General features: G+C 67.0%; 15 protein-coding genes and 1 pseudogene. 2 read left to right on the forward strand and 14 right to left on the reverse strand.

What is annotated here, in order from left to right; translation table 11 throughout:
• Positions 1–3: 3 nt before the first annotated feature.
• Both AC1RRW_RS06110 and AC1RRW_RS06115 read right to left on the reverse strand, forming a co-directional pair.
• Entirely contained in the window at positions 4–327 is a 324-nt protein-coding gene (locus tag AC1RRW_RS06110) for a BrnA antitoxin family protein (RefSeq protein ID WP_492899704.1), read from the reverse strand.
• Positions 302–556: pseudogene (locus tag AC1RRW_RS06115) on the reverse strand (BrnT family toxin); the annotation flags it as partial. The gene AC1RRW_RS06110 and the pseudogene AC1RRW_RS06115, both read right to left, overlap by 26 nt.
• Before the next feature lie 140 nt (positions 557–696).
• On the opposite strand from AC1RRW_RS06115, the gene efp reads away from it, so the two are divergent.
• Both efp and AC1RRW_RS06125 read left to right on the forward strand, forming a co-directional pair.
• Positions 697–1,296, forward strand: a complete 600-nt coding sequence (gene efp / locus AC1RRW_RS06120; RefSeq protein WP_492899705.1) for an elongation factor P — start codon at positions 697–699, stop codon at positions 1,294–1,296.
• A gap of 90 nt (positions 1,297–1,386) precedes the next feature.
• On the forward strand, positions 1,387–1,905 hold the full coding sequence (locus tag AC1RRW_RS06125; protein WP_492899707.1) for a DUF1993 domain-containing protein: 519 nt from the start codon (positions 1,387–1,389) through the stop codon (positions 1,903–1,905).
• A gap of 206 nt (positions 1,906–2,111) precedes the next feature.
• Here the strand turns inward: AC1RRW_RS06125 and AC1RRW_RS06130 are convergent, their stop codons facing one another.
• From AC1RRW_RS06130 to AC1RRW_RS06185, 12 genes are all read right to left on the reverse strand, one after another.
• Positions 2,112–2,768 carry an MBL fold metallo-hydrolase gene (locus tag AC1RRW_RS06130; RefSeq protein ID WP_492899708.1) on the reverse strand — a complete coding sequence of 219 codons (657 nt, stop codon included), beginning with the start codon at positions 2,766–2,768 and terminating at the stop codon, positions 2,112–2,114.
• Positions 2,769–2,814: 46 nt separating this feature from the next.
• Positions 2,815–3,141, reverse strand: coding sequence for a hypothetical protein (locus AC1RRW_RS06135; RefSeq protein WP_492899710.1), 327 nt, complete (start codon positions 3,139–3,141; stop codon positions 2,815–2,817).
• Positions 3,138–4,766, reverse strand: coding sequence for a fumarate hydratase (locus AC1RRW_RS06140; protein WP_492899711.1), 1,629 nt, complete (start codon positions 4,764–4,766; stop codon positions 3,138–3,140). Before AC1RRW_RS06140 ends, AC1RRW_RS06135 begins: the two co-directional genes overlap by 4 nt.
• Positions 4,767–4,886: 120 nt before the next feature.
• Positions 4,887–5,291 (reverse strand): helix-turn-helix domain-containing protein, encoded by a 405-nt coding sequence (locus tag AC1RRW_RS06145; RefSeq protein ID WP_492899712.1) that lies wholly within the window; start codon positions 5,289–5,291, stop codon positions 4,887–4,889.
• Complete coding sequence (locus AC1RRW_RS06150; protein ID WP_492899714.1) at positions 5,276–5,533, reverse strand: type II toxin-antitoxin system RelE family toxin; 258 nt, start codon at positions 5,531–5,533, stop codon at positions 5,276–5,278. Before AC1RRW_RS06150 ends, AC1RRW_RS06145 begins: the two co-directional genes overlap by 16 nt.
• 48 nt (positions 5,534–5,581) lie before the next feature.
• Complete coding sequence (ptsN, locus tag AC1RRW_RS06155) at positions 5,582–6,043, reverse strand: PTS IIA-like nitrogen regulatory protein PtsN (protein WP_492899846.1); 462 nt, start codon at positions 6,041–6,043, stop codon at positions 5,582–5,584.
• An 87-nt stretch (positions 6,044–6,130) separates the two neighbouring features.
• Complete coding sequence (hpf, locus tag AC1RRW_RS06160; protein WP_492899716.1) at positions 6,131–6,721, reverse strand: ribosome hibernation-promoting factor, HPF/YfiA family; 591 nt, start codon at positions 6,719–6,721, stop codon at positions 6,131–6,133.
• 375 nt (positions 6,722–7,096) lie between these two features.
• Positions 7,097–8,641 (reverse strand): RNA polymerase factor sigma-54, encoded by a 1,545-nt coding sequence (gene rpoN / locus AC1RRW_RS06165; protein WP_492899717.1) that lies wholly within the window; start codon positions 8,639–8,641, stop codon positions 7,097–7,099.
• Positions 8,642–8,817: 176 nt separating this feature from the next.
• The gene (gene lptB, locus AC1RRW_RS06170) at positions 8,818–9,681 is read right to left on the reverse strand and encodes an LPS export ABC transporter ATP-binding protein (protein WP_492899718.1); all 864 of its coding nucleotides are present in this window, start codon (positions 9,679–9,681) and stop codon (positions 8,818–8,820) included.
• Between the two features lie 82 nt (positions 9,682–9,763).
• A complete protein-coding gene (locus AC1RRW_RS06175; protein WP_492899719.1) occupies positions 9,764–10,576 on the reverse strand; it encodes an LptA/OstA family protein in 813 nt (270 codons plus the stop codon).
• 8 nt (positions 10,577–10,584) lie between these two features.
• Entirely contained in the window at positions 10,585–11,355 is a 771-nt protein-coding gene (lptC, locus tag AC1RRW_RS06180) for an LPS export ABC transporter periplasmic protein LptC (protein ID WP_492899720.1), read from the reverse strand.
• A gap of 191 nt (positions 11,356–11,546) precedes the next feature.
• Complete coding sequence (locus AC1RRW_RS06185; protein WP_492899721.1) at positions 11,547–12,161, reverse strand: ribonuclease D; 615 nt, start codon at positions 12,159–12,161, stop codon at positions 11,547–11,549.
• Positions 12,162–12,261: the final 100 nt, after the last annotated feature.

The raw sequence follows: 12,261 nt of genomic DNA on the forward strand, positions 1-12,261 counted from the left end.
CGGTCAGCCCGTCCGCTTCAGCAGCGCGTCGCGCAGGATATCGTTGATCCGCGTCTGCCAGCCCGGCCCACCGGCCTTGGCCCGCTCCAGCACCTCCTGATCGAGCCTGAGCGAGACCAGCTTCTTGGTCGGCGCCTTCTGCGCCCCGCGCTCGCCCTGGCGGCGGCGATGCTCGCGCATGGCGTCCATGAACGCCTTCGGCAAAACCTCGTGCGCCGGTCGCATCAGCGCGAAATCGGCGTCGGTCAGTTCGCGAACCTCGCCGTCCTCATCGGTCAGCGGCGGCAAGGTCAGAGCCGCCTCACGATCCTTCGCGCTCCAAGACATACTTCCTCGCCTCCCTATCGTTCGCCTTGCGAAAGCTGATCACTCTGATTGCATCACCGGCAGGCGTGTAACAGACGACATGCAGGCGATCACCGATGAACCCTGTCGCGATGAACCGTGGCTCCGGATAGTCGAAGCGAAAATCCGGCTGGATCAGCGCCGTGTCGAAATCGAACTGATAGACACGATCGAACGACAAGCCGCGCTCGCGGATGTTCCGCTCGTTCTTGGCAGGATCGAAATCGAGCCTCGCGCTTTAATTGTATCTACACGCCATTAAAGTCAAGCGCCGGCTCTCGACGCCTCGGCGCGGCGGCTTCCGTTTTCGGTCGCGATGGAGTAGTTGCGCGGCAACGAATTCTCGCGCGCATGCCGCGCATAAGCCAGGGACGTCTCAACGTGGTCAAGGTCATCGCCTCATCCGTCCGCAAGGGCAATGTGCTCGAGCTCGACGGGCATCTCTGCTCGGTGCTCTCGGCCGAGAGCTTCTTCCCCGGCAAGGGCACGCCGACGACGCAGATCGACATGCGCCGCATCTCCGACGGCACCAAGATGACGCAGCGCTACAAGACGACCGAACAGGTCGAGCGCGCCTATGTCGAGGATCGCGACTTCACCTATCTCTACCAGGACGGCGAGCAATACGTCTTCATGAACCCCGAGACGTTCGACCAGATCAATGTCGATGGCGACGTGGTCGGCGACATGGCGCCCTACCTGCAGGAGGGCATGAAGGTCACGCTCTCGGTGTTCGAGGACAAGGCGGTCGCGATCGAACTGCCGCAGCGCGTCACGGTCGAGGTCGCCGAGACCGAGCCGGTGACCAAGGGCCAGACGGCCTCGTCCTCCTACAAGCCGGCGATCCTGGTCAACGGCGTGCGCACCGCCGTGCCGCCGCATATCGGCCCCGGCACGCGCATCGTCGTGATGACCGAGACCGGCGCCTATGTCGAGCGCGCCAAGGACTGAGCGGAGTCTGCTGCAAAGCGCTCCGGAGTTGCTATATCGACGACACGACGGGCCCGGCCGGACCCGTTTTCGTTTCCGAGGAACGCTCCCATGCCAATCACCCCCCGCTCCGCCGCGCTTTCAGGCTTCGTCCAGACGCTGAAGGCGCTCGACGCCATTCTCGACAAGGCGCTCGAACAGGCGACCGCCCGCAAGATCGCCCCCAAAGTGCTGCTGAACGCACGCATCGCGCCGGACATGCTGCCCTTCACGCGCCAGATCCAGTTGACCTGCGACTTCGCCAAAAATGCGGTTTTCCGCATCTCCGGGGCCGAGAACCCGAAGATGCCGGACGAGGAGAAGAGCTTCGAGGAACTGAAGGCGCGCATTGCCAGGACGCTGGGCTTCGTCGAAGGCGCGGACGATGCCGCGCTCGACGCGGGCCTCGCCAAGGACGTCACCTTCCCGCGTGGCCCGTCCGCCACCGTGACGATGAAGGGCGAAAAATACCTCACCCTCTTCGCCGTTCCGAACTTCTATTTCCACGCCGCGACCGCCTACGCGATCCTGCGCGAGAACGGCATCCAGATCGGCAAGAGCGATTTCCTGCACGGCGTGCTCGATAGCTGAGGAACGGCCTTGAAACGGACACACGCCATGTCCATATGAGGATCACGGCGATGTCGAGGACGGTTCAAGGTCCTCCGGCGCCGTTGAAGACGGCCATGGGCCGAACGTTTGACGCCGGATGTACGCGCACCCGTTCAGGACATGGCCGTTGGTTCATTCCGAGGCCCGTAGCGGACATCCGCTGCGGGTCTTTTCGTTTCTCGAGCTCAATCCTGCAGGAACGGGTTGCCTACGCGTTCCGCGCCCAACGTGCTCGCAGGGCCATGACCCGGCAGGAACTGGACGTCGTCGCCGAGCGGCAGGAGCTTGGTCTTGATGCCTGAGATCAGCAGGGCGTGGTCGCCGCCGGGCAGGTCGGTTCGGCCGACGGAGCCGGCGAAGACGGTGTCGCCCGCCAGCAGGAAACGCACATCCTTCTGGAAGAAGGTGACATGGCCGGGGCTGTGGCCGGGCACGTGGCGCACGTCGAAAACCACATTGCCGACCGAGACCGTGTCCCCCTCGCTCAGCCAGCGCGTCGGCGCGACCGGGCGCAGGCCGCGCATGTCGAAGCGCAGGCCCTGCTGCGGCAACGAGTCGAGCAGGGGTTTTTCCGCCTCGTGCGGGCCGATGACCGGCAGAGACAGCGCCTCGGCGAGGTCGGTCGCGCCGCCGGCATGGTCGATATGGCCGTGGGTCAGCCAGATCGCGACCGGCGTGACCTTGAGTTCCTTCAGCGCGCCCTGAATGCGATCGAGATCGCCGCCGGGGTCGACGATCGCGGCCTGCATCGTCTTCGTGCACCAGACGATCGAACAGTTCTGCTCGAACAGGGTGACGGGAACGACGGCGATGCCGAGGGGCGACTGCGGCTGGTCGGTCATGGCATTCCTCGGCTTTCACGGTCACCGTTCGCAATGACGGAAAGGCTCATCGCTTGCAACGATCCGCCAGCAGCACGCGATACTCCGCCAGCGATTCGTCCATCTGGCGGACGTTCTGCTCGCGCCTCGCGCCGGTCATGCAGGTCGCGAAGACGCCGCGCGCCTTCTGCAGAAAGCCGACATGCTCGCGCCAGACGCGGCATTGCTCGGGCAGCGGGGCCGTGCCGACCGAACGCAGCCGCGTCAGCTCGCGCTGCATGCCGCCCTCGTTCTGGAACAGGTCGCGCGAGCAGGTCGCCGGCACGGGTTGCTGCGCCTGCGCCGCCGCGACGGTCGCCAGCACCCCGAGAAGAACTGCGGGAAGCGCCCTCATCCGAGGTTGAGCTCCTTGAAGAAGTCGTTTCCCTTGTCGTCGATCACGATGAAGGCCGGAAAATCCTCGACTTCGATGCGCCAGACCGCCTCCATGCCGAGCTCGGGATATTCCAGCACCTCGACCTTGCGGATGCAGTCCTGCGCCAGCCGCGCCGCCGGCCCGCCGATCGAGCCGAGATAGAAGCCGCCATGGCGCCTGCAGGCTTCCCGAACCGCCGCGGATCGGTTGCCCTTGGCGAGCATCACCATCGAACCGCCGAAGGACTGGAACTGGTCGACGAACGAGTCCATCCGGCCCGCCGTGGTCGGGCCGAATGAGCCCGACGCCATGCCGTCCGGCGTCTTGGCCGGGCCGGCGTAATAGACCGGGTGGTTCTTGAGATAGTCCGGCATGCCTTCGCCGGCCTCCAGCCGCTCGCGGATCCTGGCATGGGCTGAATCGCGCGCGACGATGATCGTGCCGGTGAGCGAGAGCCGGGTCTTGACCGGATAGCGCGAGAGCGTCGCCAGAACGTCGGCCATCGGCCGGTTCAGGTCGATCCTGACCACGTCGCCGCCGAGCCTGCTCTCGTCGATATCGGGCAGATATCTCGACGGATCGGCCTCAAGCGCCTCGAGAAAGATGCCGTCCCTAGTGATCTTGCCCTTGGCCTGGCGGTCGGCCGAGCAGGAGACGCCGAGCCCGATCGGCAGCGAGGCGCCGTGGCGCGGCAGGCGCACGACGCGGACGTCATGGCAGAAATACTTGCCGCCGAACTGCGCGCCGACGCCGAGCGACTGCGTCAGTTTGTGGATCTCTTCCTCCATCGCGAGATCGCGGAAGGCGTGGCCGCTCTCGGACCCTTGCGTCGGCAGCGCGTCGAGATATTTCGTCGAGGCGAGTTTGACCGTCTTGAGGTTCTGCTCGGCCGAGGTGCCGCCGATGACGATGGCGAGGTGGTATGGCGGGCAGGCGGCGGTGCCCAGCGTCAGGATCTTCTCCTTCAAGAAGGCGAGCATCCGGTCCTTGGTCAAAAGCGAGGGCGTGGCCTGGAACAGGAAAGTCTTGTTGGCCGAGCCTCCGCCCTTGGCGACGAAGAGGAACCTGTAGGCGTCCTCGCCGTGCCCCTTGCCCTCGGCATAGATGTCGATCTGCGCCGGCAGGTTTGTCGCGGTGTTCTTCTCCTCGAACATCGACAGCGGCGCGACCTGCGAATAGCGCAGGTTGCGCTTGAAATAGGCGTCGGCGACGCCTTCGCCCAGCGCCGCCTCGTCGTCGCCGTCGGTCCAGACCTTGCGGCCCTTCTTGCCCATGATGATCGCCGTGCCGGTGTCCTGGCACATCGGCAGCACGCCGCCGGCCGAGATGTTGGCGTTCTTCAGCAGGTCGTAGGCGACGAAGCGGTCATTGCCCGTCGCCTCGGGGTCGTCGAGAATCCTGGCGAGCTGGGCAAGATGACCCGGCCGCAGCAGGTGGTTGATGTCGATGAAGGCCTGCTCGGACAGCTTCCGGATCGCCTCGCGCGAGACGCTCAGCACCTCGTGGTCGCCGAGCTTCTCCACCGTGACCCCCTCGCCGCCGATCCTGCGATAGGGTGTCGCGTCGTCGCCGAGCGGGAAGAGATCGACATGGGTATAGGCCATTGGCGGCGCTCCGGGATCACAATTCGGGCTTGAAGGCCCCTCACATGCCCGTGGCAATAACGGATGTTTCGATCTGGTCAAATCGGAGGAAACGCGAGCTCCGGCGCCGGTCGGCAAAGCTCAGTCCAGCCAACTCCGCGACACATCCAGCGCGGCGGCAAGCCGATCGATTGTCTCCGACGCGCCCGCGCGGCGGCGGCGTTCCATGTCCGACAGGAAACCTTGCGTGATACCGGCTCGCTGAGCCAACTCCTTCTGGCTTAGGCCCCGCCAGCGGCGAAGCGCCGAAAGCCGCGACGCGCCGCGCAAAATCGACATGGACACCTCCGCCGGCAGCAAAGATGTCACGCCGGATTCGAGGTCCCGCATGGCTGCGTCGAAAATCGCGATATCGAGCGCGTCATCGTCAGCCTCGGCTGCCGCGAGCAAAGCCTCGTAATCCGCCAAGGGCAGCACAGCCAAACTGTCGCCGGATGGAGTCTGGATGATCTGAACTTTCACAGATGCATTCACGGGCTCACCCATCGGTAGGTCGTGGTCTCGCGCTTGCCGATGTAAACCGCCAGGATGGTGACAGCATCCTCGGCGATCAACGCGCGATATCGCCCGATCCGCAAACGATAGCCGCTTCGCCCGGAAAGTGTCTTCACATCGCCTCGCCCGGTCATCGCATATTGAATCAAACCATCCTCGACGGCTGCCTGGGCATCCGGCGGAAGCGCGTCAAGCTGTTTGGCGGCGCTGTCGCTGAAGATGATCGTCTTCACGATCCAAAATATGCCGGCCTGCAGGCTATATTCAAGCGATAATATCGCTCACGCCGCCTTCGCCGCCGAATCGGCCAGGATCGCGTAGATCGCCTCGGGGTCGCGCACGGCCCGGACCTGCTCCAGGACGGCGTGGTTGCGCAGCACGCGGGCGACGCGCGCGAGCGCCTTGAGATGGTCGGCGCCGGCGCCCTCGGGCGCGATCAGCACGAAGATGATGTCGACCGGCTGGCCGTCCAGCGCGTCGAAGTCGATCGCCTTCTCGGCTCTGGCGAAGAGGCCGACGAGCCGATCGATGCCGGCCATCCGGCCATGGGGAATGGCGATGCCGTCGCCGATGCCGGTGGAGCCCAGCCGCTCGCGCTGCAGCAGGGCCTCGTAGAGCTCGCGCTCGCCCAGGCCCGTGAGCCCCGCGGCATGCTGCGCCAGCTCCTGCAGCGCCTGCTTCTTGCCATTGGCCCGCAGCGGCGAGATCACCGCGGCGGGGCTCAGGAGATCGGTCAGCGTCATACGCCAGTCCATGCATGTCCCGTGCCGGGCATTTCAGCCGATCAGGCGCGGTTCCATCGTTGCGGCCGGGCTGTCCTGCCCTTGGCCCTAGGAGAGCGAAGCCGGCGGATCGATCCAGCCGATGTTGCCGTCGCGGCGGCGGTATACGACGTTCATCCGGCCATTGCCAGCGTGTCGGAAGATGACGACCGGGGCCCCGGTGAGGTCGAGTTCCGCGACGGCGTCGCCGACCGTCAGGACGTGCAGGGACCTGGTCGATTCGGCCACGATGACCGGGTTGTCGCCCTCAGTGGTCGCCTCGATCTCCTCGATGTCGTCGTCGGGGGCCGCGATCACATAGCTGGGGATTTCGATGCCGGCCTCGCGGCCGTTCTGCTGGGCGGCGGAGCGGTCCTTGAGCCTGCGCTTGTAGCGGCGCAGGCGCTTCTCGATGCGCTCGGCCATCTTGTCGAGGCTGGCGTAGGCGTCGTGCGCCGTGCCGGAGGCCTCGAGCGTGATCCCGGACGACAGATGCAGCACGCCGTCGGTCTTGAAGGCGGTGCCGTCCTTGCCGACGGTGACGTGGCCCTGATAGCCGCCCTCGTAATATTTGCTGAGGGCTGCCGCCACGCGGGCCTCGGCCTGGCCGCGCAGGGCCTCGCCGACATCGAGGTTCCTGCCGGAGATTCGCAAGCTCATGGAACGCTTTCCCTTCCCGGGACCGCACCCGAGCGGCCGCGATCCTCGACTTAAGGTGTGAGCCTGACTTCGGCGACGAATCGGGTCTCGTTTCCTCGACGCCAGGCTCGTTGCAGGTACGGCCCGTAACCGGACCGACACTCAGGAGGTAAGGACGGGGTCGGGGGGATGTCAATGAGCGCCGCGGAAGATGGCGCGGGCTGGCGCAACGTCAACCCCGCCTTGGGCGATCGCTGGAAGCAGTCCGTCCTCACCAACACCGCCTTGCGCTCAGAGCTCGGCGTCCGCCTGACCGGCCTGACGACGCTGGGCGTCCGCAAGGTGACGTTTAAGGAGATAGACCGCCACTTTGCGTCCGATGGGACGCACGGCGATCTAGCGGCCGCTGCTCATCGCCATCGCGACCTTCTCGCGGCGGCGCTCCATCGAGGAGGGGATGCGCAGGGATTCGCGGTATTTCGCGACCGTGCGCCGGGCGATGTCGATACCGCTGCCCTTGAGCCTCGCCACGATCGCGTCGTCGGACAGCACGTCGGCCGGCGCCTCGTCGTCGATCATCTGCTTGATGCGGAAGCGCACCGCCTCGGCCGAATGCGCCTCGCCATGGCCGGTCGCGGAGATCGCGGCCGAGAAGAAGTACTTCATCTCGAAGACGCCGCGCGAGCAGGTCAGGTATTTGTTCGAGGTCACGCGCGAGACGGTCGATTCATGCATGCCGATCGCGTCGGCGACCGTTTTCAGGTTGAGCGGGCGCAGGTGCTCGACGCCATGGGCGAAGAAGCCGTCCTGCTGGCGCACGATCTCGCTCGCGACCTTGAGGATGGTGCGGGCGCGCTGCTCCAGCGAGCGCGTCAGCCAGTTCGCGGTCTGTAGGCATTCCGCGATGAAGGCGCGGTCCTCGTCCTTCAGCGCCGCCTTCGAGACCTTGGCGTGGTAGGTCTGGTTGACCAGCACGCGCGGCAGCGTGTCGGGGTTGAGGTCGATCAGCCAGGAGCCGTCGGGCGCGGCGCGGATGAAGACGTCGGGCACGACGGTTTCCGCCGCCGAGCCGCCGAAACCCCGGCCGGGCTTGGGATCGAGCCGGCGGATCTCGGCGACCATGTCGGCGATGTCCTCGTCGTCGACGCCGCAGATGCGCTTCAGCGCCGAAAAATCGCGTTTGGCGACGAGATGAAGGTTGGCGACCAGCGCCTGCATGGCGGGGTCGAAACGGTCGCGGTCGCGCAGCTGGATCGAGAGGCATTCCCGGACGTCGCGCGCCGCGACGCCGGAGGGATCGAAGCCCTGCACGATGGCGAGCACGCTCTCGATGCGGGCGACCGTGATGCCGAGCCGCTCGGCCATCTCGGGGATCGGCTCGCCGAGATAGCCGGAATCGTCGACCGCATCGATCAGGTGGCTGCCGATGATGCGCTCGGCCGGGTCGGCGACGGCAAGATCGAGCTGGGCGGAGAGGTGGTCGCGCAGCGAGGCTTCCGCCGTCAGGCCGCGCTCGAAGCCGTCCGGGCCGTCCTCGAAGGAGCCGCCCGCGCCGCCATAGGCGCCGCCGATGATCGGCAGGGAATCGGCGCCGCGCGTATCGAGCCTGGCGACGCTCGGCTGCTCGCTCTGGAAGACGTTGTCGAGCCCGGTGCCGAGCCGGTTCTCCATGCCCTCCTGCGAGTTCAGGCTCTCGGAGCGGGCGAAGCTGTCGGCATCGGCGGCATGGATATCGACGGCGTGCGCGCCGTCGCCGTTGAGCTGGATCGGGAACTCGCCCGCCTCGTCGCGCTCCAGCAGCGGATTGCGCTCGAGCTCGCCCTCGACGAAGTGCTGCAATTCGAGATGCGACAATTGCAGGAGCTTGATCGCCTGCAGCAATTGCGGCGTCATGACCAGGGACTGGCCCTGGCGCAACTCCATGCGCGGCATCATCGCCATGCGCTCGCGATCCCCTCCATGACGGGCGCGCCATTCCGGCACGCTTCTTGCCTGTGGAGGAGAGCCTAGACCTGCCGGAGCGGCTCGGCAATGCCCCTGCCCCGGCTTTGGGCAGGTCAGTTAATGCACTGCAACATGATGTCGCATCGACGGAGCGCCCGGCTCCGCCGCGCCGGTCAAAGCCGGAAATCCTCGCCCAGATAGACCCGGCGCACGTCGGGATTGGCGATGATCTCGGCCGGCGAGCCTTCGGTCAGCACCCGGCCGGAATGGATGATGTAGGCGCGGTCGACGAGGCCGAGCGTCTCGCGGACGTTGTGGTCGGTGATCAGCACGCCGATGCCGCGATCGGTCAATTGCCGGACCAGCGCCTGGATGTCGCCGACCGCGATCGGGTCGATGCCGGCGAAGGGCTCGTCGAGCAGAATGAAGGAGGGCTTGCCGGCGAGCGCGCGGGCGATCTCGCAGCGCCTGCGCTCGCCGCCCGAGAGCGCGATCGAGGGCGCCTTGCGCAGGCGGGCGATGTTGAACTCCTCCAGCAGCGTGTCGAGCTGGCGTTCGCGGCTCCTGCGGTTGGGTTCGACGACCTCGAGCACCGCCCGGATGTTGTCCTCGACCGAGAGGCCGCGGAAGATCGAGGCCTCCTGCGGCAGGTAGCCGATGCCGAGCCTGGCGCGCTGGTACATCGGCAGTTCGGTGATGTCGTTGCCCTCCAGCGAGATCACGCCGAGATCGGCTCCGACCAGCCCGGTGATCATGTAGAAGATCGTGGTCTTGCCGGCACCGTTTGGGCCGAGCAGGCCGACCGCCTCGCCCTGGCGGACGAACAGGCTCGCCTCGCTGACGACGTTGCGCCCGCCATAGCTCTTGCGCAGGCCGCTGACGGCGAGCACGCCGGGTCCGCCGATCGAGGCCGCCGTGATGCGCCCGGCCTTGTCGCCGCCGCGCGCGAAGGCGCCGCGCAGTCTCGCGAGCAGGCCGACGCGCGGCCGGGCGAGCTCAGGCGTCTGCTCGGTCTGGGGCGTGTAGGGGATTGTCACTGATGGCGAGCCGGACATGAATAAGGCTTGGATCCGTGGAACGGGCGCGGAGACGGCCGCAAGGACCGCGCCTCCGCGCCGCTCAGTTGGTCGGCGGAGCGGCCGGGCGCGCGGGCGCGGGCCGGGCCGGGCTGCCGGCGGCGGGCGCGCCGGGCTTGGTCTCGGAATTCGGCACGAAGAAGCCCTGCACGCGGCCGCCCTTGCTGGTCTCGACATTGGCGACGCCGGTGACGGTGTTGTAGGTCAGCTTCTCACCGCGCGTGATGTTGGGGCCGTCGTTCAGCGCGACGTTTCCGGTCATGATCACGACGTTGTTGGCGCGGTCGAAGACGGCGTTGTCGGAGGTCGCGGCCTGCGTCTTCGAGACGACGGTGACGGGCCCGGTGCATTCGATGCGCTTGATCGAGGAATCGTTCGACTGGCCGCCGGCGGCCGGCGTCGGCGCGGGAGCCGTGGCGCGCGCCGCGCCCGCGCCGCCCTGCCCGCCGCCTCGGCCCTCGTAGAACACGGTCATCACGGTGCAGCGGACGGTGGTCTCGCCCTGCACGGCGACGACATTGCCCCTGAAGATCGCCTTGTTCTCCTTGTCGAGCACGTCGAGCTTGTCGGCGTCGATCTTGATCGGCTCCTTGCTGTCGCCGCCAAGCCCGCCGAGCGGCGAGTTCTCGCCGCCGCCACGCCCGCGACGGCCTTGCGCCGGGGCGGCCGGAGCCGCCTGCGCGACGACCGTCTTGGCCTTCTGCGCCACGGCCGGCCCGGGCTGCTGCGCACCGGCCGGCGCCATGGCGGCGAGGCTGAAGCCGGCCGTCGAGAGGCACAGACCCACGGCGAGCGCCGTCAGGGTTCGACGGGCCGGTCGCGCGTGACGCTGCACGGATTGCATGGGGTGCCGCATGTCGTTGCTCAATTCGGTTGTCCGGGCCCGGGAGCAGCGCCGCCACCTGATGGAGGCGCAACCTCGGCCCGTCTCAGAAGTTCCAGATCGGGCTTGCTGCCCTCGCGCTCGGGCCCGGCCAGCGTGCCCTTCGGCGCGTTCTCGATCACCGCCCTGACCCGGCCGTCGAACGCGATCAATGCGCCGTTCTCCTTCACATCCAGTGAATCGGCGTCGACCGTCGTGGCGCCGAGATTGACCTTGACCGGCTGCTTCGAGACGACGGTGCCGCCCTTGAAGTCGATATCGGCGCTCTGCATGCGGATGTCGTAGCCGGTCTCGGTGCGGACCCGGACATCGTCGATCAGCTTGAGCTTCTCGGCCTGCGTGTTGAACAGGCCGGTCTTGGCGTTGACCGTGACCCAGCCCTCGCGCTCCATCTGCAGACGCGCCGTCAGCGTCACCAACTCGACCTCGGTCGGATTGCGGATGTCCTGCAGCGCGGCCTCGGCATTGACCTCGTAGGGCCGGTTGTCCTTGCGATAGCCGGAGAGGCGCGGCGTCTCCATCCTGACCTTGCCGTTCTGGATGCCGACCGCCCCGACCGAGAGCCCCGAGACGTCGCGCAGCGGGCTCATGAACGGCGTCACGACCAGACCCAGCACGGCGACGACCGCACCGAGCGGGATCGCGACGCGAAGGAAGCGCACGACGAGCGTGTGCCGTCGCGCCGACCTGAACACGGCCTGGCGCGGGCTCGGGCGGCCGGAGGGAGCGGGGACCCAATGATCCGATGTCATCGCCACAGTCATGTCCCGCGAAATGGCAGCCGCTGACGGCTTTTTCGTGTCGGCGGCGCGCCGGTCTCGCGGGTGCGAACGACATGCCGCTCGAACAAATTGACGCAACGAGACTTGGAATTTGTCAATGACGAGACTGCGGATTCGCGAAAGCGGACTCGGGATCCCGCGAAAGCAAGAGCCCGAATTCGTCAGGTATGCGCGAAGATGTCGGCCTCGGCCCAGCCGGCGAGATCGAGCTCGGCGCGAAACGGCAGGAAGTCGAAGCTCGCCGCGGCGAGATGCGTGCGGTTCTCGCGCGCCAGCAGCGTCGTCAGCCTGGCGTGCAGCGCATGCAGATGCAGCACGTCGGAAGCCGCATAGGCGAGTTGCGCCTCGCTCAGCGTCTCGGCGCCCCAGTCCGACGATTGCTGCTGCTTCGACAGTTCGATGCCGAGCAACTCGCGGACCAGGTCCTTCAGGCCGTGGCGGTCGGTATAGGTCCGGGTCAGTTTCGAGGCGATCTTGGTGCAGAACACCGGCCCGGTCACGACGCCGAAGGCGTGCAGCAGCACGGCGATGTCGAAACGGGCGAAGTGGAACAGCTTCAGCACCCCCGGATCGGCGAGCAGCCTGATCAGGTTGACCGGCTGGCCGCCGCCCTTGGGGATCTGCACGACGTCGGCCGAGCCGTCGCCGCGCGAGAGCTGGACCACGCAAAGCCGGTCGCGATGCGGATTCAGGCCCAGCGTCTCGGTGTCGATCGCCACGATCGGCCCGAGATCGAGGTCGGCCGGCAGGTCGCCGCGATGCAGGCGGATGGTCATGGCGGACACCTCTCTCAACACCGACGCGGGCGGCGGCCCCGCCATGCGGCGCGCCTTGCGGACCCCGATCGCCAAGCCCCGACCCCGCAGCTAACGGCGC

Source organism: Allobosea sp. GW821-FHT12C12 (assembly GCF_058807355.1).